The sequence below is a fragment of the Thalassolituus hydrocarboniclasticus genome, from assembly GCF_025345565.1.
Classification (GTDB): Bacteria; Pseudomonadota; Gammaproteobacteria; order Pseudomonadales; family Oceanobacteraceae; genus Venatoribacter; species Venatoribacter hydrocarboniclasticus.
Genome location: NZ_CP054475.1, coordinates 3210350 through 3230184, shown reverse-complemented (window position 1 = coordinate 3230184; position 19835 = coordinate 3210350). Strand labels below are relative to the sequence as shown.

Sequence of the window (19835 nt, the reverse complement as noted above, 5' to 3'; positions counted from 1 at the left end):
GCTATTCGCAGCAATTATAAAAATATTCTGGAGTCAGATATGAGTATAAAAAAAGAGAACTGGCTGATGATGCGCAAGATTCCATTAGCTATTGCGATTTCAGCTGTATCCGCTAGCGCCAGTGCCGTTGAATTTAACTTCGGGGATCTGGGCATTCAGGTTGATAACACCGTAAGTTACGGTGTGGCATGGCGTACATCAGATCGTGATGCTGATCAGATCATGCCTGCTAATGGTCCGGCCGTTGGCCTGACCGCTGGTACCGGTTCGTCATACAACTACGACGACGGTACCCTGAACTACAGCAAGGGTGATATTTACACCAATGCGGTTAAGTGGAGTGGTGATCTGGAAATCAATTACCACAACTTTGGTGGCTTCTTCCGTGCCCGTGCCTACTACGATACGGCACTGATGGATGAAGAAACTGATTTCAAGCCACTGAATGACGCCACCAAAGATGCTGCCGGTAAAGGCGCTGAATTGCTGGATGCCTATGTTTGGGCTGATATGGAACTGGGTTCCACACCGGTTAACCTGCGTGTCGGTCGTCAGGTAATCAGCTGGGGTGAAAGTACCTTTATTCAGGGCGGTATTAACAGCATTAACCCAGTGGATGCCTCTGCTTTCCGTAAGCCTGGTGCTGAAGTAAAAGAAGGTCTGCTGCCGGTTAATATGGTGTATACCTCCATTGGTCTGAGCGCTGACGTTACTCTGGAAGCTTTCTATCAGCTGGAATGGGAAAAAACCCGTACTGACCCATGTGGCACCTTCTTCTCTACCGTAGACTTCGTTGCCGACGGTTGTGGCCCGGTCATTCTGGGTGGTGAAGCGGATGAACGCGACATTCTGGAATTCCGTCAGACCGAGATTGATGCGGGTGTGCCTCTGGCAGACCGTGTTGCTCCGGTAACCGAGCGTCTGGCTGATGATCAGCCTAAAGACTCTGGCCAGTATGGTCTGGCAGTGCGCTGGTATTCTGAAGCACTGGGCGATACCGAATTCGGTTTCTACCACATGAATATTCACAGCCGCGTGCCATACATTAATGGTGCGGTAACCAACCAGGATCGCTCCGGTGTTCTGACTGGTACTCCGAACATGCAGGTCAATCCGGATGCGAGTTATGACACCTACCGTCCGCTGTACCAGATTGCTTATCCGGAAGATATCCAGATCTCTGGTATCAGTTTCGCGACCAGTACCGAAGGTGGTGCATCGATCTCCGGTGAAATCAGCTACAAACCAGATATGCCACTGCAGTGGAACGCTTTCGAGCTGATTCTGGCGGGTAACGGTGCACCATACAGTCGCCTGTATCAGCAGCGTGCTGAAGAAGCGGGCAATGCCTCGGCTCTGTATGGTGAAATTGCTGAAGGCTACGATCATTTTGATATGTGGCAGGCACAGATGACCTTTATCAAGTTCTTTGACCGTGTACTGGGCGCAGACCGCCTGGCGCTGGTTTCTGAAATTGGTATGACTTACGTTGATGGCTTACCGAATACTGATGACGCACGCTACGGCCGTTCCGGTGCTTATGGTATCGGTAATAACGATGGCGTATGGAATGCGAACGCACTCACTTCTGCCACCAACTTCTGTTCGGCAGACACCTTTAATGGCAACCCTAACAGTGCTAAGAACGTCCAGACTAAAAACTGTACCGATGATGGCTATGTAACCGAGCTCTCCGGCGGTATCCGTCTGCGTGCAGCCATGGACTTTAACAACGCCTTTGCAGGTGTGAACGTAACGCCAACGCTGTCTGTTGCTTATGACAAAGGTAATGGTCCTGAGCCAGGTGCTCAGTTCCTGGATGATCGTCTGACTACTGGTCTGGGTGTGTCTTTTGTTTATCTGAACAGAACATCCGTTGATGTGTCGTACACCAATTTCTCTGGTGGTGACTACAATCAGATGGTTGATCGTGACAACGTCAGTCTGTCTGCAAAATATTCATTCTAATTTACTGGCTCAGACAAGAATTACAGAGGTCTATGAACCATGTTGAAAAAACACTATAAAACCTGGGGCGGCGCCATTGCGCTGTCCCTGATGGTAAGCGCAGCGAATGCGGCTGTATCTCCGGCTGAAGCTGCAAAACTGGGCAAAGAACTGACACCAATGGGTGCAGAGATGGCTGGCAAGGGAGAGATCCCTGCCTGGACCGGTGGTCTGACTACTCCTCCGGCAGGCTATGTTGCTGGTGGTAAGCCGGTGGATCCTTATGCTGCCGACAAGGTGAAGTTTGTTATCACTGCTGCTAACTACAAACAGTACGCTGCTAACCTGACCGAAGGTCAGAAAGCGATGTTTGAAAAGTATCCTGATACTTACAGAATGCCGGTTTACCAGACCCGTCGTTCATCTGCCTACCCTCAGGCGATTTACGACAAGACCAAAGAAAACGCTACCAAAACCAAGCTGCTGGAAGGTGGTAACGGTCTGGAAAACTACGTAGAAGGTGCGCCTTTCCCAGTGCCACAAAATGGTATGGAAGCAATCTGGAACCATATCGTGCGTTACCGTGGTGGTAGTGTGCGTCGTGTGGTTGGTCAGGTAACTCCACAGGTAAACGGTGACTTTACTCTGGTACGTTTCCAGGATGAGTTCACCTTCCGTGACAAGCTGAAAGACTATGATCCTGATGCAGATAAGAACGTACTGTTCTACTTCAAACAGGACGTACTGTCTCCGGCACGTCTGGCTGGTAACGTTCTGCTGGTTCACGAAACTCTGGATCAGGTAAAAGAACCACGTAAAGCCTGGGTATATAACGCTGGTCAGCGTCGTGTACGTCGTGCTCCACAGGTTGCATACGATGGTCCGGGTACTGCAGCGGATGGTCTGCGTACCTCTGATAACTTCGATATGTTCAACGGTGCTCCGGATCGTTACGACTGGAAACTGGAAGGCAAGCAGGAAGTTTATATTCCATATAACTCTTACAAGCTGAAAAGTGCTGATATCAAATACACCGATATCGTTAAGCCGGGCCATATCAACCAGGATTTGGCACGCTATGAACTGCACCGTGTGTGGAAGGTAACCGCAACCCTGAAAGAAGGTAAGCGTCATATCTACGGCAAGCGTGTGTTCTACATCGATGAAGATACCTGGCAGGCAACTGAGATCGATCACTACGACGGTCGCGGTGAACTGTGGCGCGTTGCTGAAGCTCATAACCTGATGTACTACGATACACTGGTACCTTGGTATGCCATCGAAACTCTGTACGATCTGAACTCTGGCCGTTACCTGGCTCTGGGTCTGGATAACGAAGAGCAGGGCTCTTACGAGTTCGGCTTCGAGCGCAGCCAGCAGGATTACACTCCGGCCGCTCTGCGTCGCGAAGGTAAGCGTTAATCCGGGTAACAGCGGATAAATAAAAAAGGGGCTTCGGCCCCTTTTTTATTTTCTTTTTTGAATGCCGCCGGCAACTGCAGCGGCAATATTTCAGCGGAATATCAGAAGTTCAGTACAAAGCTGGCCTGATACACCGACGAAGCGTCTTTATTAATATACTCGCCACGGATATCCAGTTTCGGTGTCAGATGAAAGCCAGCACCGGCACCGAGCAGGATGCCATCATCATCACCGAGGTCCAGACCCAGGCGTGCCAGTGCGAACAGGTTCGGATTGATTTCCGGCAGCTGTTTCTCGACAACCCCCGCAACCCATAAACCCGAGATCTCACTGTGCGGGCCTTTGAAAAAATCATCGGTCTGGCTGTAGCCGATTTCGACGGTTGTTTTTACCTGGTCGATGTCATTATCAAGTTCGTAGCCGGCAAAAATACTCACCCCCATTGCGTCAACATTACCTCCGCCAAAAGGGCTGTCGACAACGTTATGTGACAGGCTGCCACCCAGTTGCAGGCGCTCGGGCTGAAAACCCTGTGCGGTATTTTCGGCAAATGCAGCGGCAGGCAGTGCGCAGAATGCGAGTATTAAAGGCAGATTTTTTTTCATTATCATCATCCTGTTGGTTATAGATTTATGCGTGTCAGGTTCAGAACCGGGGCAGTACCAGCGGACCTTCCTGTAAGGCCGCCAGTTGTTCGCGCAGCAGAATAATATGCTCTGACCAGAAGCGGTGGCTGTCGAGCCATGGAAACGCTGCAGGAAACGCCGGGTCATCCCAGCGAGAACACAGCCAGGCGGCATATTTCATGACCCGCAGGCTGCGCAGCACTTCCATCAGTGCAAGTTCATGTTGCGGAAAAGGCCGGAACATCTCGTAGCCTTCCTTAATGACCAGTAACTGCTGACGTTGTTCCTGTTCGGAGCCGCTGAGCAGCATCCAGATATCCTGCATCGCCGGGCCCTGCACACAATCATCAAAGTCGACCATGTACAGTGTTTCATCGCGCAGCAGCAGATTACCGGGATGCAGATCGCCGTGCAGGCGCAGCGTCTGAATTTCATCCGGACGGTATAGCTTTCCCGCCCAATCGGTCAGCGCCGTAGCCAGGCTTTCATAGCTGGCGTGGTAATCGACCGGCATCAGACCGGAGCGCAGAACCTGCTCACAGGCCAAAGCCATGTCCGCAGCCCCCTGGATTTGTGGCCGGTGTTTGAACGCTGAATTAGCTCCGACCTGATGCAGGCGCCCCAGCCAGCGGCCCAGAAGTTCGAGATCGTCGTCGCTGCTCAGCTCCGGCGCCTGACCGCCACGCCGGGGAAACAGGGCAAAGAAAAACGGATCGCTGAAAAACAGCGTCTGGTCATTAACGGCGATAGGAGCAACAACCGGCAGGTCTTCGGCCTGCAGTTCAAGCAGAAAGTCGTGTTCTTCCTGAATAGCTTCGCGACTCCAGCGCCCGGGGCGGTAGAACTTAGCAATCAGAGGTTGCTGATCTTCGATGCCAACCTGATAGACGCGATTTTCATAGCTGTTGAGCGGGAAGATCCGTGCGTCGCAGATAAATCCCTGCGCCTCGATCGCATCCATCACGCATTCCGGGGTCAGCTGGGTATATGGGTGTGTGGATATCATGGCCGCTCTCCTTAAAGAGGCGGCATTATGCCCGTATCCTGATGACCAACCAATGGCAGTAGCTAATCAGGGAGAGCTGTCTGGAGTTTGGGTGTTGTGCCACTGCGGTGGCGGTGTGCGAGCCAGGGCCCATATGCCAACGATGTCAGCACCTTGCCGCTTCAGTGCTTTGGCTGCTGCACTGGCGGTAGCGCCGGTTGTTATCACATCCTCAATAATCAGGATGTGCATGCCACGCAGATTCTGTTTGCCGGGTTGCAGGGAATCGCGCAGGTTTTTCTGGCGCTGTTGAGCGCTCAGGCCGCGCTGATCATGGCCCGGTGCTTTAAGTAATGCATTACGGATAAGTGGAATACCCAGTTGTTTTGCCAGGCGGCGTGCCATGATTTCCGTGATGTTAAAGCCCCGGCGAAACAGCTTCCGCCGGCTGCTGGGAATAAAGGTTATGGCATCGGCCTGCTGCACTGTGTCGGGTGGCTGAGTCAGCATCAGGCCGCTCAGGCGCGGCAGCCATATGACCTGTTGCTGATCTTTGCAGCGTTTTATCCACAGGCTGACAGGTGGCTGATACAGAAAGCTGCAATAGCTGTAATCAAAGGCAGGCGGTTGCTGCTGGCAGCGCCCGCAGCGTCCCGGGCTGGTCATCGGTTCTGAGCATTGTGAGCAGGCAAATACAGTATGTGGCAGTTCCTGCAGACAGCGTTCACAAAGGAAAAACGGTCCACCTGTGTTCTGCAGGCAGAGCTCACACTCCCCCTGCGGGGTTAACGTTCGTATTGATTTTGACCAGTAGTCCACTGTTTTTTTAGCAATGGTTGACCACATGGCGCCGCCTTCTATGATCGCATCGGTTGCATTGATGTTATCAGTATCCGGGAATACCACTATGAGTCTGTCGGCTGAAAAAGCTCAGGATATCCGTCACAACTGGACGGTAGATGAAGCTCAGGCATTGCTGAGCTTACCTTTTAATGACCTTCTGTTTCGTGCACAGACCATGCACCGGCGCTATTTCAACCCCAATGAAGTTCAGGTCAGCACTTTGCTGTCGATCAAAACCGGCGCCTGCCCGGAAGATTGTGCCTATTGTCCGCAAAGTGCGCGCTACGATACCGGCCTTGAAAAAGAGAAACTGCTGGAAGTTCAGGCGGTTATTGAAAAAGCCAAAGCAGCAAAGGCAGCCGGCTCTGACCGCTTTTGTATGGGAGCTGCCTGGCGTTCGCCGCGTAAGAAAGATATGCCCTATGTATTGGCGATGGTCAAAGGAGTCAAAGAGCTTGGATTGGAAACCTGCATGACCCTGGGCATGCTGGATGAAGAGCAATCACAGCAGCTGGCGGCGGCAGGGCTCGATTACTACAACCATAACCTGGATACCTCGCCGGAGTACTATGGCGAGATCATCACCACCCGTACCTACAGTGATCGTCTCGGTACACTCGCGAACGTGCGTAATGCCGGAATGAAAGTCTGCTCCGGCGGAATTCTGGGAATGGGGGAGAGTACTCAGGACCGTGCCGGATTGCTGGTGCAATTAGCAAATCTGCCAACGCAGCCGGATTCTGTGCCCATCAACCAGCTGGTGAAAGTCGCCGGTACTCCGCTTGAAAGTGAGCAGGATCTCGATCCGCTGGACTTTGTCCGGGTTATCGCCGCAGCACGGATCATGATGCCGGCGTCACACGTCCGTCTCAGTGCGGGCCGCGAACAGATGAGTGAAGAGATGCAGACAATGTGCTTCTTCGCCGGCGCCAATTCAATCTTCTACGGTGAGTGTCTGCTTACTACGCCAAATCCGGCGGCAAATAAAGATCAGGCGTTGTTCCGTAAGCTGGGCATTAACAGCGAACATCGGGTAACTCGTGAGCCGGAGTCTCTTGAAACCTTATTGGCGGTACCTGAAAATGATGAACGATCGTTATTTTATAATGCCGTTCAGGTCTGAATATAACGAATCCGTCTAATGGTCTGGTGCCATCGTGCTGGTAAAAAGCGTGGTTTTTGATTAAATTATGACCAATAGCCCTAAAACCATCGCGAGGTGCTTATGAACATTGGATCAACTACCGGCTCAGCCTTTACATCCGGCGCTTATGCCGTCGATCAGGGTAATGCCCAGGTCAAGCGTGCCGCTCAGGATGTCGTGGATGCAACGACCAGTCGCCCGGTTGAAGGTGTTGGCAATCTGTCCTCCGCGATGACCGACCTGAAGCAGGGCGAACAAGCGGTTGCTGCCGGCAGCAAAGTTCTCGAAGCGGCCGACAAGCAGCTTGGCACCCTGATTGATACTCAGGCCTGAGAACTGAGATCGCGGCTATGCAGGTTTCTCCAGCTTCTTCACCCACACTGAGCAGTGCGCTTCCCAGCGGAGGCGCGGCTGTACAGTTATTGGCGAAAGAAGGAGAGAATGCAGCTTCTGCAGTGTTTGCTCCGGTTGAAGAGGTGTCCCTCAGTGCAGCCGCAACCGATGCGGGAATGCGCAAGCTGCAAACGTCAGCCGAAACATATTCCCGTCCACGCCGCAGCGCAGAAAGTAATACACCTCCGTTAAATCAGGACTCCGCAGAGGACGCAGCACCAGCGGCGGAGGATGCACAACAGCGCCGTTCGGCGGAAGAACAGATTATCGCCAGAAGGGCGCAGCGCAACGAGCAGAACCAGGCGTCGGCCGATGCTGAGTTACAGCAGATCCGTGAGCTGAAGCAGCGTGATCAGGAAGTGCGCGCCCACGAGCAGGCTCATGCCAGTACCGGCGGCAGTTATGCCGGCAGTGCTAACTTCACCTATCAGCAAGGCCCGGATGGCGTACGTTATGCCGTTGGCGGCGAAGTCCCGGTTGATGTCAGTAAAGTGGCCAATGATCCGGCGGCAACGATCAGCAAAATGGAGCAGGTGCAGCGTGCTGCATTGGCGCCGGCTGAGCCTTCTTCTCAGGATCGCCAGGTGGCTGCTCAGGCTGGCCAGCTTGCAGCACAGGCTCTGAATGAGTTGTCTGAGCAGCAGCGTGACCTTCGGGCGGCTGAATTGGAAAAAGTGAAGAATGAGCAGGAACAATCCCGCGCGGAAATGGATGAGGCGCGCAAAGAGCAGGAAAAGGCCGATAAAAAGCTGAACGATGACGAGCAGATTTCAGCAGCAGAGCGCTTTGCTGAGCAAAACGCCCGCCTGCGCAAAATCAATGAAGTGTTGTTGCAGATCAGTCTCCCTCAGCCTGTCAGCGCAGGACAGCTGCTGAACGACGTGGTCTGACCCCTGTTCTGATCGTCAAGCCGGCATCAGCCGGTTTTTTTTCGCCTCGCAGGTGGCCTGACGAACTAAGCTTTTACCTGCCATTTCTTGGGGAAGCGTACCCATGGGGTTGACATTAACCGGTGGCGAACGTATGTTTCAAACACTTGTTTGAATTGGTAGTGTGATACTGCCCTAAACTCAACAGCAGCATTGCTGCAAGAACATAACAGGCTACGAGGTCTTTCCTATGCCAGATTACAAGGCTCCCCTGCGTGAAATTAAGTTCGTTATGGACGAACTGTTGGATATGCCAAGCCACTATGCCAGCCTGCCGGCTTACGCTGAAGTTGCTACTCCTGACATGGTTGATGCCATCATCAGCGAAGGTGCTAAATTCTGCGAACAGGAACTGGCTCCGCTGAACCGCGTTGGTGACCTCGAAGGCTGTACCCGTCATGACGACGGTTCTGTTACTACTCCGACCGGCTTCAAAGAAGCTTACGCCAAGTACGTTGAAGGCGGCTGGCCTTCACTGGCTCATGAAGAAGAGCACGGCGGTCAGGGCCTGCCAGAGTCTCTGGGCATTGTAATGTCTGAGATGGTTGGTTCTTCTAACTGGTCTTGGGGTATGTACCCGGGTCTGTCTCATGGTGCGATGAACACCATCGAACTGCACGGTACTCCTGAACAGAAAGAAACTTACCTGACCAAGCTGGTTTCTGGTGAGTGGACCGGTACCATGTGTCTGACCGAATCCCACTGTGGTTCTGACCTGGGTATCCTGAAAACCAAAGCTGAGCCAAATGCTGACGGTTCTTACGCCATCACTGGTAGCAAGATCTTTATCTCTGCCGGTGAGCACGACATGGCGGGCAATATTGTCCACATCGTTCTGGCTCGTCTGCCAGGTGCACCAGAAGGTACCAAAGGTATCTCTCTGTTCATCGTTCCTAAGTTCCTGCCAAACGCTGACGGTACTCCGGGCGAGCGTAACAGCCTGATCTGTGGTTCTATCGAACACAAAATGGGTATCCACGGTAACGCTACCTGTGTGATGAACTTCGACGGTGCCAAAGGCTGGCTGATCGGACCTGAGAACAAAGGTCTGAACTGCATGTTCACCTTCATGAACACTGCCCGTATCGGTACTGCTCTGCAGGGTTCTACCGCTGCTGAAGCTTCTTTCCAGGGCGCTCTGGCTTATGCCAAAGACCGTCTGGCGATGCGTTCCCTGACTGGTCCTAAAGCACCTGAAAAAGCGGCTGACCCGATCATCGTTCACCCTGACGTTCGCCGCATGCTGCTGACTCAGAAAGCCTTCGCTGAAGGTGGCCGTGCACTGGTATACCTGACTGCACAGCAGAACGACATCGTTAAGAAAGGTGAGAGCGAAGAAGCACGTAAAGCTGCTGATGAGCTGCTGGGCTTCCTGACTCCGATCGCTAAAGCATTCCTGACCGAAGCCGGTTCTGAAGCGGCTAACCTGGGTATGCAGGTATTCGGTGGTCACGGCTTTATCGCTGAGTGGGGCATGGAACAGATCGTTCGTGATACCCGTATCTCTACCATCTATGAAGGTACTACCGGTATTCAGGCTCTGGACCTGCTGGGTCGTAAGGTTCTGATGACTCAGGGTGCTTCTCTGCGTAACTTCACCAAGCAGATTCACAAGTTCTGTCAGGCTGAAGAAGGTAACGCTGAACTGGCGCCGATGGTTGCTGCTCTGACTGAAGTCAACAAAGAGTGGGGCGATCTGACCATGAAGATCGGTATGTCTGCGATGAAGAACCGCGACGAAGTTGGTGCTGCATCCGTTGATTACCTGATGTACTCCGGTTACGCAGTTCTGGGCTTCCTGTGGGCCCGCATGGCGAAAATCGCTCAGGATGCTCTGGCTAACGGCACTTCTGAAGAAGAGTTCTACAAAGCCAAGCTGACTACTGCGCGCTTCTACTTCGCCCGCATTCTGCCACGCACCAAAGCTCACGCAGCTACCATGGTTGCTGGTGCAGACACCCTGATGGATCTGGCTGAAGAACACTTCGCGTTCTGAGTCTGAGCGCCTGTTCGTAAAAGGCACATCAGTAAAAACCGCGCCTCGGCGCGGTTTTTTCGTATTCTGGGCTGGGCAAGCGGGTCAGAGTAAGTACAATAGCGGCATTTTGTTATCCGGTGGCTGGTTGTAAGCGTGGGTAACAGTAAGCCACAGCTAACATGAGGTGAAACATGGCTGATTACAAAGCACCATTGCGCGACATGCGCTTTGTTCTGAATGAAGTTTTTGAAGCAGAAAAACTGTGGGCTTCTCTGGCTGGTCTGCAGGGCGCAGTTGATGCAGAAACGGCTGATGCCATCCTGCAGGAATGCGGCAAGATTGCCAGTGAAGTGCTGGCACCACTGAACCGTAATGGTGATGAAGTCGGTTCTACCTGGAAAGATGGTGCTGTGACTGCGGCCCCTGGCTTTAAAGAAGCGTACCAGACCTACGTTGAAGCCGGCCTGAACGGCTTGGGTGGTAACCCGGATTTCGGCGGCATGGGTATGCCTAAGACTCTGGTTGGTCAGGTAGAAGAAATGGTGCAGGGTGCGAACATGTCGTTCGGCTTAGCGCCAATGCTGACAGCCGGTGCCTGTTTGTCTCTGAATGCTCACGGTTCTCAGGAGCTGAAAGAAAAGTACCTGCCTAACATGTACTCCGGCGTTTGGGCTGGTGCCATGGATCTGACCGAGCCTCACGCCGGTACCGATCTGGGCATTATCCGTACCAAAGCTGAGCCACAGGCTGACGGTTCTTATGCTGTTTCCGGCACCAAGATCTTCATCACCTGGGGTGAGCATGATATGGCCGAAAACATCATCCACCTGGTGCTGGCTAAACTGCCTGACGCGCCGGCTGGCCCTAAGGGTATCTCCCTGTTCCTGGTGCCTAAGTTCCTGGTGAACGAAGATGGTTCTCTGGGTGAGCGCAACACCATGTCCTGTGGTTCTATCGAGCACAAGATGGGTATTAAAGGTTCTGCTACCTGTGTAATGAACTTCGACGGCGCCAAAGGCTGGCTGGTCGGTGAAGAAAACAAAGGTCTGGCCTGTATGTTCACCATGATGAACTACGAGCGTCTGGGGGTGGGTATCCAGGGTATCGGTGCAGCCGAAGCCTCTTATCAGAGCGCTGTTGAATACGCCCGTGACCGTATCCAGAGCCGTGCTCCGACCGGTGCTGTGGCTAAAGACAAAGCCGCTGATCCGATCATCGTTCACCCTGATGTTCGCCGTATGCTGATGACCATGCGTGCTTTCAACGAAGGTGGCCGTGCATTCTCCACCTACGTTGCCAAGTGGCTGGATATTGCCAAGTTCTCTGACAACGCCGAAGAGAAGCAGCACGCTGATGCGATGCTGGCTCTGCTGACTCCGGTTGCCAAAGCTTTCCTGACTGATAACGCACTGGAATCTGCCATTGCTGGTCAGCAGGTATTCGGTGGTCACGGCTTTATCCGTGAATGGGGTCAGGAGCAGTATGTGCGTGATATCCGTATCACTCAGATCTACGAAGGCACCAACGGTATTCAGTCTCTGGACCTGATCGGCCGTAAGATCGCTGCCAACAATGGTGCGTTCTACAAGCTGTTCGAAGCCGACATCAATGCGTTCATCGCCTCTCAGGCTGATAACGAAGCGATGGCCGAGTTCATCGAGCCACTGAAGGCGGCTCTGGAAAACCTGAACGACCTGACTCAGTGGGTTATGGACGCAGCGGCTAACAATCCGAACGAGATTGGTGCGGCTTCTGTTGAATACCTGCACGTGTTTGGTTACACCGCGCTGGCTTACATGTGGGCGAAGATGTCTGCAGTGGCCTTGCCAAAAGCAGATGACGCTTCCGGCTTCTACAAAGCCAAACTGGCAACTTCACGTTTCTACATGAAGCGTCTGCTGCCACGTTACATTGGCCTGAGCGCTGCTGTAAAAGGTGGCTCTGAGCCGCTGTTCGAACTGGACGAAGAACTGTTCGCAACTGCGTAAGTTCTGCTTCCACAAAAAGCCGCCTTCGGGCGGCTTTTTCGTTTTTGCGGTCAGGCCCGGGCGCTGTTAGCATGATCCGCCCCCGGGAGCTGTTTATGACCTTATCCGTTTCTGCTGTTTCTGTTGTTGCTGCTGAATCTCCTACCCGTGCTCAACTGCTGCAGGCATTGTTGACGCTGATGACTGACCAGCCTTTCTCTTCTATTACCGTGCAGCAGATCAGTCGCCATGCAGGGCTGGCGCGGCAGACTTTTTATCAGCATTACCGCAGCCGTGAGGAATTGTTGCTGGACTATGTTGATACGGTGTTCTCTGAATTCTATGAGGATATCGCCGGTATGGTGGGGGAATCGCCGGAACTTAACCGTGACATCAGCCAGCGTCTGTTTGCCCAATGGGACCGTCACCGTGACTTCAGTCGTCTGATCTTTAATGCGGGGCTTGAATCCTTGCTGATCAAGCGCTTTCAGAACTACATCGCCCGGGTTCTGGGTTTATATGTGCGCCAGCATCAGATTGTCGTCAGTGACGCCGAACAGCTGGGATTTATGATTGATTATCTGGCTGGTGCTTCCTGGATGATGCTGGATCGCTGGGTGCGTAATGATTTCCGCTATCCGGCGGATAAGCTGGCGGATCTGTTCAGCGAACTGAGCCGGCCCGGATTCCTGAATGTGATGCTGCAGCGTCAGCCGTGACCGTGTCTGGCACAGATAGACGATTGTCTATAAAATTTAATGGCGTATGCTGAATTACAAATACAATAATAAATCCGGGTAATGGCCTTGCCCGTGGCGACCATATTATGAGTAAAGATCTCGACAAGCGTGTTGAACGTTCACGGCGTTTATTGATGAATACGCTGCTGGAGCTGATGGCGGAAGAGCCTTATAGCAAAATTTCCGTGGCTCATATCTGTGAGCGTTCCGGTGTGGCACGTCCCACTTTTTATCTGCATTACCGTTCGAAAGACGACTTGCTTAAAGGGTATATCGAAAGCATGTTCATGCAGTTCTATGAGCAGATTGACAGCTACCTGACAAAGTCTCCCAATGCCGATCCGATTATTGCCGAAATTATGTTCCGGCAATGGTCTGATAACGCAACCTTTGCAAGGTTGTTGGTTGAAGCTGATATCGAAGCGCTGATGCTGGCAGAGTTCAAACGTTACGTCGGACGTATTATGGAGCGTTATATCGGTGCCCACTCTTTGCCGATAAAAGACACCAGCCTGATGAATTATGTCATCGACTTTCTTGCCGGTGCATCCTTTATGGTCATTGTGCGCTGGGTTAAAGATGGTTTTCCGGTGGAGGCCAGGGATATGGGGGCTTTGTATGCCAATCTGGTAAGGCCGGGATTATTACAGGTTTTACTGAGTGGTAAGCTGTAATTCTGCGATTGAAAAACAGCATAAAAAAAAGAGCCCGCCGGGCTCTTTTTTTTATGCGTTGCTGTTGTTACTTTCAGCGTTTATTCCGCCGGCGCCATGGTGGTGACACGACGGTTTTTGTCACTGCGTTTATCGTGAATCTTTTTCACCTTACGCTGTGCTTTGTCGAACGCATCACTGACCGCAAGATACATATCTTCATGCTCAGGGTTATCGTGATGGTCGCGGGTAATGGCAACGGTCTGGCCGGGCAGGCCTACCTCCAGAGATACGTGGGCAAGCTTACCTTTGCTGCTGTGATTATGGGGCATGGCGACAACTGCGCGGATGCCAATAATATCATCAAATGTGGAGGTTAATTTTCCGGCTTTTTCGCGGATGTGTTGTTCGATGGCGTCAGAATGACCGATGTCGCGGAAGCTGATTTCCAAACCTTTCATAGTCGCTCCTTTTGTTGATTGACTCAGGAACCCAGACGCTTTTCCGTCGGGAAGCTCCTTCAGGATGGTTAATTCAGACTACATCAGCGGCAGGCAACGTCAAACGATTTCGCACAAATTTCGTAACCTTATGGCAGGATCACGCCGGATCCTGACTTAGGGCTATACTGAGGCGTATCGCTATTGTTTTTCGTAACAGGCAGGTGTATGCATCCGATTATTGCGTTCTATTCAGGCCAGGGAACAGACCACCGCGGACGCACGCTGAGCGGCATTCTGGCGTTCTCCAATAACGAGCTGGAAAGCTGTCATGATTATATTCAGTGGCTTTTTCCTCTGCGTGATCCAAGCCCTTACAACCCGGAAGCTCCTGTCATTAATGCAGAAGTGATCGACGCTTTTCACTCATCCCATGAGCTGCAAAGCCGTTTGCACCAGTCGTTATTACGCATGCTGCAGTTTTATGGGATTGTTATGCGTGAAACTCCACAGGGATTTGAATTACTGATTCCTGCCGATGTGGACAATTACCACTGGATGACACCCGACAACCACAATCACAGACGCATCAGCCGTATGCTGGCATCCCTGAAAATACTGGGGTTGGATGCCCATGTGACCGCATTCTGGCAGGGGCTGCAGAAGCTGGCGGTGGCGCATCCTGCTGCAATCTCATCGGCCACGGTCACTCACTGGCGTCTGGCCGCTATGGGGCTGGATAGTCCCTTGTGATAATCTGACGCCAGTTAAGCGCCGAAGCGGAATGCCCCATGCAGGTATACGATGTTCCTGTTGTATTTTTCGATCTGGACGACTCCCTGATCAATAAAGACGCCAACAGTCTGTGGATTAAGTGGCGTTTTCGTCGTGAGCGCTGGGCGGTTGTTGAAGCCATGCTGGCCCTGGCATCTCTGTACCGGGCTTACAAAAAAGGTCGGGTCACCCATTGGCGCCTGTCCAATTACTACCGTACCCGTACCCGCGGTATGAGTCTGGCTGAGTATCAGAACCGGGTGGAGCGCTTTTTTAATGAGCGTGGCCAGTTGCACATCTATCCGCAGGCGGCATCACTGCTGTTTGCTTATCAGCGCAAGGGCGCGCAGCTGGTGATGATTACCGGTTCTGATGATGTGATTGCCCGAGCTTATGGTCAGGCACTGGGGTTTGCCCATGTGATCAGTAACCGCCTGAGTACCGATGGTGAACGAATTACCGGACTGGAACGGCCCATGTGCTATGGTCCGGGAAAAGTCGAGCTGGCACGGCGTTTTCTTACGGAACGAGGCCTGAGTTTCACCGATGCTGCGTTTTACACTGACAGCCATTCCGATATGCCGCTGCTGGAAATGGTTGCGCAACCGGTGGTGCTGAATCCTAATCCGCAGCTGCGTCAGGCTGCACAGCAGCGCGGTTGGCCCTGTCTGGACTGGCGGGCGGAATAGTCCCCCAGCAATGGGCATCTGCTTCTTGCTGCCCGTCCTGCATGTCGTTATAGTTCGTGCTTACCTCTTCTCTGATCATTCAACGGAGCCCAGCGGTGTTTTTTCAATATAACCGCCCCCTGCAACAGGGTCAGCATCTGACCTGTCGATGGTGTTAAGCGCAGCTGCCAACCTTTCCGGCCGCATGGCCATGTATTTTTGCGCTTATTAATCTTGAAGGTTCTTTATGACTCCGCATCAATTTGCTGCTCTGGCTGAGCAGGGTTTTAACCGTATTCCGGTATCACGCCAGGTTTTGGCTGACCTCGACACACCTCTGAGTACTTATCTGAAGCTGGCTGCTGCGCCTTATACCTATCTGCTGGAATCCGTACAGGGCGGCGAAAAGTGGGGCCGTTACTCCATGATTGGCCTGCCTTGCCGTGATGTGCTGATCGTGCGCGGACAACAGGTTGTGCTGCAGCGTGATGGTGAAGTGATCGAAGAGCATGACGTGGCAGATCCGCTGGAGTTTATCAGCGAATTCCAGCAGCGTTTCCGGGTTCCCCAGCTTGATGGCCTGCCTAAGTTTGATGGTGGACTGGTTGGCTATTTCGGTTATGACACCGTGCGCTATATTGAACCGCGCCTGCAGAAATCCTGCCCGGCGGATGAGCTGAATACACCGGATATTCTGCTGATGATTTCTGAAGAGGTTGTGGTATTTGATAACCTCAGCGGTAAACTGCATCTGATCGTCATGGCTGACCCGGCTGTTGATGATGCTCTGGCGAAGGCTGAAGCCCGGCTGGATGAGTTGCGTCAGCAGCTGCGTCAACCATACAGCGGCACGGTTGGCCGGCCACTGGAAAATACCGTCGAAGTAAAAGAAGAAGATTTCCGTTCATTATTCGGCGAACAGGCCTTTATGGATGCGGTTGAAAATATCCGCGAATACATTCTGGCCGGCGATATTATGCAGTGTGTAATTTCCCAGCGCATGCAGGTGCCTTATAACGGCGATCCGGTCAATATCTATCGTGCGCTGCGTACGCTGAATCCATCGCCTTATATGTACTGTATGAACCTTGGCGATTTTCATGTTGTCGGCTCGTCACCGGAAATTCTGGCGCGTCTGGAAGATGGCGAGGTGACCGTACGTCCGATTGCCGGAACCCGTTATCGCGGTGAAACGGTGGAAGAAGATCAGGCACTGGAGCGGGAGTTATTATCCGACCCGAAAGAAATAGCCGAACATTTAATGCTGATTGACCTGGGTCGTAACGATGTTGGCCGGGTTGCCAAAACCGGTGAAGTAAAGGTTACCGATCAGATGGTGGTCGAGCGTTATTCCCACGTGATGCATATCGTTTCCAATGTGACCGGCCAGGTTAAAGATGGTGTAACCGCTATGGATGTTCTGCGCGCGGTACATCCGGCCGGCACACTGAGCGGTGCGCCTAAAATACGTGCGATGGAAATTATCGATGAATATGAATCGACCAAGCGCGGCGTCTATGGTGGTGCGGTGGGTTATTTAAGCTGGAATGGCAATATGGATACGGCAATTGCCATCCGTACCGCAGTGATTAAAGACGGCATGCTGAATATTCAGGCAGGTGCCGGGGTGGTAGCGGACTCTGTTCCGCGACTGGAATGGAAAGAAACCATGAATAAAGGCCGGGCGATGTTCCGTGCCGTTGCCATGGCAGAAGCCGGACTGGACCAGTAACCACAGCATCATTACGGCGTGTAAAAAACGCGTCGCAGGAGTCACAGCAATGTTAGTCATGATTGATAATTACGATTCGTTTACCTACAACGTCGTACAGTATTTTGCCGAACTGGGTGCCGATGTGCGCGTGTTCCGCAACGATGAAATTACCATTGAAGAAATTGAAGCATTAAAGCCGGATCATCTGGTGATTTCTCCAGGGCCGTGTACACCAAACGAAGCCGGTATCTCCATGGAAGCTATCCGCTACTTCGCGGGTAAATTACCGATTCTGGGAATTTGTTTAGGCCATCAGAGTATTGGTCAGGTTTTCGGTGGCAATATCATCCGTGCCGGTCAGGTGATGCACGGAAAAATTTCTCAGATTCATCACGCTGACAGCGGCGTTTTCCGTGGCCTGAAAAATCCGTATAACGCTACCCGTTACCACTCTCTGGTCATTGATAAACAAAATCTTCCGGAATGTCTGGAAATTACCGCCTGGACAGAAAATCCGGACGGCAGCATGGAAGAAATTATGGGGGTGCGTCATCGCGAATTACCGATCGAGGGCGTGCAGTTTCATCCGGAGTCTATTCTCACTGAGCATGGACATGATCTGCTGAAAAACTTCCTGCAGACCACTCTGAACTGACAACGGCAAGTGCCACTGACTGGAGATGAATAATGGATATCCGTACCGCCCTGGCCCGCGTTGTCGAACGTCAGGATTTAACCACCGATGAGATGACCGATGTTATGCGCCAGATTATGACCGGCCAGTGTGATGAAGCACAAATCGGTGGTTTTCTGGTTGCTTTACGCATGAAGAGCGAAAGCATTGATGAAATTGTCGGTGCTGTTACGGTGATGCGCGAACTGGCCAGTGGTGTAAACATCAACGCCAGACACGCAGTTGATATTGTCGGCACCGGTGGTGATGGCGCGAATTTATTTAATGTTTCAACTGCCTCATCTTTTATTGTCGCTGCAGCAGGCGGTACTGTTGCCAAGCATGGTAACCGCGGGGTGTCATCCAAGTCGGGCAGTGCTGATCTGCTGGAAGCTGCAGGTGTTAATCTCAATTTAACGTCTGCACAGGTGGCACGCTGTATTGATGAGCTGGGCGTAGGCTTTATGTTTGCACCTTCTCACCACAGTGCGATGAAGCATGCGATTGGCCCGCGCAAGTCGCTGGGTATGCGTACCATTTTTAATATTCTGGGGCCAATGACCAATCCGGCGGGTGTCGCCAATCAGGTTATTGGTGTGTTTTCCAAAGCACTGGTGCGCCCGGTGGCAGAAGTGCTGCAGCGTATGAATGGTGGCCATGTGCTGGTGGTGCACTCCAAGGATGGGCTGGATGAAATCAGTCTGGCGACGGAAACTTATGCCTGCGAATTGAAAAATGGCGAGCTGCGCGAATTTGTTATCCGCCCCGAAGATTTAGGCATTGAGCCGCAGGTGCTGTCTGGTCTTGATGTCGACAGTCCGGCGGCAAGTCTGGCTTTAATTAAAGATGCACTCGGTAAACGTGAAACTGCAGCCGGTAATAAAGCGGCAGATATTCTTGCATTAAATGCTGGGGCTGCAATTTATGTGGCAGGTCTTTCACAGAGCATGAAAGACGGTGTAGCCATGGCGCAGGATGCTATCTACACCGGCCTGGCGCTGGAAAAATTGAATGAACTGGTCAGCTTCTCCAAGTATCTGGCCGAAGATGAAGCGAAATAAATCATGAATACTCCAACCATTCTGAAAAAAATTCTGGCAACCAAGGCAGAAGAAGTCCGTAGCCGCAGTAAAACATTACCGCTGAATGAACTGAAAGCGCAGGCTCTGGATATGGATGCTGCAGAGTTACGCGGCTTTTATCGCGCTATGCAGGCCAAGGTCGATGCGGGCTTGCCTGCGGTTATTGCCGAAATTAAAAAAACTTCACCGTCTAAAGGCGTGTTGCGGGAGAATTTTATTCCGCAGGCTATTGCTGAGTCCTATGAGCGGGCCGGAGCGGCTTGTTTGTCGGTACTGACCGATCGTGATTATTTTCAGGGACATGAGGATTTTCTTAAAGCAGCGCGCAGTGCCTGTTCTTTACCGGTTATCCGTAAAGATTTTCTGGTCGATCCTTATCAGATTTATGAAGCGCGCAGCATTAATGCTGACTGCGTACTGCTGATCGTGTCAGCGCTGAGCAAAATGCAGTTACAGGATCTGGAAGGCATTGCCCATGAGCTGGGTATGGATGTACTGGTCGAGGTGCATGATGAAGAAGAATTGCAGACGGCTCTTACCATGCAGACTCCGCTGCTGGGTATTAATAACCGCAATCTGCATACCTTTGAGCTGACGCTGGATACGACATTCGGGCTGCTGGACAAGATACCGGACGGTAAATTACTGGTAACCGAAAGCGGCATTCTGACGCCGGATGATGTGGCGCTGATGCGTGCGCGTAATGTGAATGCATTTCTGGTCGGCGAAGCCTTTATGCGCGCTGATGAGCCGGGTGATGCATTGCAGGCTTTGTTTTTCTGACAGTCTTGCTGGCGCTGTAATTAATGAAGATATAAAAAAACCGGCAGTTGCCGGTTTTTTTATATCGTTTCGCA

19 protein-coding genes are annotated in these 19835 nt (G+C 52.2%); 15 read left to right on the top strand and 4 right to left on the bottom strand.

The window, feature by feature from the left end:
* Nucleotides 1-39: 39 nt before the first annotated feature.
* Both HUF19_RS14425 and HUF19_RS14420 read left to right on the top strand, forming a co-directional pair.
* Nucleotides 40-1968: a DUF1302 domain-containing protein gene (locus tag HUF19_RS14425; RefSeq protein ID WP_260997272.1), complete on the top strand. Its 1929-nt coding sequence runs from the start codon at nucleotides 40-42 to the stop codon at nucleotides 1966-1968.
* A gap of 39 nt (nucleotides 1969-2007) precedes the next feature.
* Entirely contained in the window at nucleotides 2008-3369 is a 1362-nt protein-coding gene (locus HUF19_RS14420) for a DUF1329 domain-containing protein (protein WP_260997271.1), read from the top strand.
* A 101-nt stretch (nucleotides 3370-3470) separates the two neighbouring features.
* Here HUF19_RS14420 and HUF19_RS14415 read toward each other — a convergent pair whose 3' ends face one another.
* The 3 genes from HUF19_RS14415 to HUF19_RS14405 all read right to left on the bottom strand — a co-directional run bounded on the left by HUF19_RS14415 (nucleotide 3471) and on the right by HUF19_RS14405 (nucleotide 5646).
* The gene (locus HUF19_RS14415; protein ID WP_260997270.1) at nucleotides 3471-3974 is read right to left on the bottom strand and encodes an outer membrane beta-barrel protein; all 504 of its coding nucleotides are present in this window, start codon (nucleotides 3972-3974) and stop codon (nucleotides 3471-3473) included.
* 40 nt (nucleotides 3975-4014) lie between these two features.
* The gene (locus tag HUF19_RS14410) at nucleotides 4015-5001 is read right to left on the bottom strand and encodes a serine/threonine protein kinase (protein WP_260997269.1); all 987 of its coding nucleotides are present in this window, start codon (nucleotides 4999-5001) and stop codon (nucleotides 4015-4017) included.
* Between the two features lie 66 nt (nucleotides 5002-5067).
* Nucleotides 5068-5646, bottom strand: coding sequence for a ComF family protein (locus HUF19_RS14405; protein ID WP_260997268.1), 579 nt, complete (start codon nucleotides 5644-5646; stop codon nucleotides 5068-5070).
* Between the two features lie 241 nt (nucleotides 5647-5887).
* On the opposite strand from HUF19_RS14405, the gene bioB reads away from it, so the two are divergent.
* The 7 genes from bioB (at nucleotide 5888) to HUF19_RS14370 (ending at nucleotide 13648) form a co-directional block, all read left to right on the top strand.
* Nucleotides 5888-6946 (top strand): biotin synthase BioB, encoded by a 1059-nt coding sequence (gene bioB / locus HUF19_RS14400; protein ID WP_260997267.1) that lies wholly within the window; start codon nucleotides 5888-5890, stop codon nucleotides 6944-6946.
* A gap of 102 nt (nucleotides 6947-7048) precedes the next feature.
* On the top strand, nucleotides 7049-7300 hold the full coding sequence (locus HUF19_RS14395; RefSeq protein WP_260997266.1) for a hypothetical protein: 252 nt from the start codon (nucleotides 7049-7051) through the stop codon (nucleotides 7298-7300).
* Between the two features lie 17 nt (nucleotides 7301-7317).
* The gene (locus HUF19_RS14390; protein ID WP_260997265.1) at nucleotides 7318-8250 is read left to right on the top strand and encodes a putative metalloprotease CJM1_0395 family protein; all 933 of its coding nucleotides are present in this window, start codon (nucleotides 7318-7320) and stop codon (nucleotides 8248-8250) included.
* Nucleotides 8251-8479: 229 nt separating this feature from the next.
* Complete coding sequence (locus HUF19_RS14385) at nucleotides 8480-10285, top strand: acyl-CoA dehydrogenase C-terminal domain-containing protein (RefSeq protein ID WP_260997264.1); 1806 nt, start codon at nucleotides 8480-8482, stop codon at nucleotides 10283-10285.
* Nucleotides 10286-10458: 173 nt separating this feature from the next.
* Nucleotides 10459-12255: an acyl-CoA dehydrogenase C-terminal domain-containing protein gene (locus HUF19_RS14380; RefSeq protein WP_260997263.1), complete on the top strand. Its 1797-nt coding sequence runs from the start codon at nucleotides 10459-10461 to the stop codon at nucleotides 12253-12255.
* Between the two features lie 95 nt (nucleotides 12256-12350).
* A complete protein-coding gene (locus tag HUF19_RS14375) occupies nucleotides 12351-12953 on the top strand; it encodes a TetR/AcrR family transcriptional regulator (RefSeq protein WP_260997262.1) in 603 nt (200 codons plus the stop codon).
* 107 nt (nucleotides 12954-13060) lie between these two features.
* Entirely contained in the window at nucleotides 13061-13648 is a 588-nt protein-coding gene (locus HUF19_RS14370; RefSeq protein WP_260997261.1) for a TetR/AcrR family transcriptional regulator, read from the top strand.
* A gap of 80 nt (nucleotides 13649-13728) precedes the next feature.
* Here the strand turns inward: HUF19_RS14370 and hpf are convergent, their stop codons facing one another.
* Nucleotides 13729-14088: a ribosome hibernation-promoting factor, HPF/YfiA family gene (gene hpf / locus HUF19_RS14365; protein ID WP_260997260.1), complete on the bottom strand. Its 360-nt coding sequence runs from the start codon at nucleotides 14086-14088 to the stop codon at nucleotides 13729-13731.
* Between the two features lie 207 nt (nucleotides 14089-14295).
* Between hpf and HUF19_RS14360 the strand changes: the two genes are divergently transcribed.
* The 6 genes from HUF19_RS14360 (at nucleotide 14296) to trpC (ending at nucleotide 19761) form a co-directional block, all read left to right on the top strand.
* Nucleotides 14296-14820, top strand: coding sequence for an opioid growth factor receptor-related protein (locus HUF19_RS14360; RefSeq protein ID WP_260997259.1), 525 nt, complete (start codon nucleotides 14296-14298; stop codon nucleotides 14818-14820).
* A 38-nt stretch (nucleotides 14821-14858) separates the two neighbouring features.
* Complete coding sequence (locus tag HUF19_RS14355) at nucleotides 14859-15530, top strand: HAD family hydrolase (protein WP_260997258.1); 672 nt, start codon at nucleotides 14859-14861, stop codon at nucleotides 15528-15530.
* A 226-nt stretch (nucleotides 15531-15756) separates the two neighbouring features.
* Nucleotides 15757-17241, top strand: coding sequence for an anthranilate synthase component I (gene trpE, locus HUF19_RS14350; protein WP_260997257.1), 1485 nt, complete (start codon nucleotides 15757-15759; stop codon nucleotides 17239-17241).
* A 49-nt stretch (nucleotides 17242-17290) separates the two neighbouring features.
* Nucleotides 17291-17878: an anthranilate synthase component II gene (locus HUF19_RS14345; protein WP_260975099.1), complete on the top strand. Its 588-nt coding sequence runs from the start codon at nucleotides 17291-17293 to the stop codon at nucleotides 17876-17878.
* Between the two features lie 32 nt (nucleotides 17879-17910).
* Nucleotides 17911-18957 (top strand): anthranilate phosphoribosyltransferase, encoded by a 1047-nt coding sequence (gene trpD / locus HUF19_RS14340; protein WP_260997256.1) that lies wholly within the window; start codon nucleotides 17911-17913, stop codon nucleotides 18955-18957.
* 3 nt (nucleotides 18958-18960) lie between these two features.
* Complete coding sequence (gene trpC, locus HUF19_RS14335) at nucleotides 18961-19761, top strand: indole-3-glycerol phosphate synthase TrpC (protein WP_260997255.1); 801 nt, start codon at nucleotides 18961-18963, stop codon at nucleotides 19759-19761.
* Nucleotides 19762-19835: the final 74 nt, after the last annotated feature.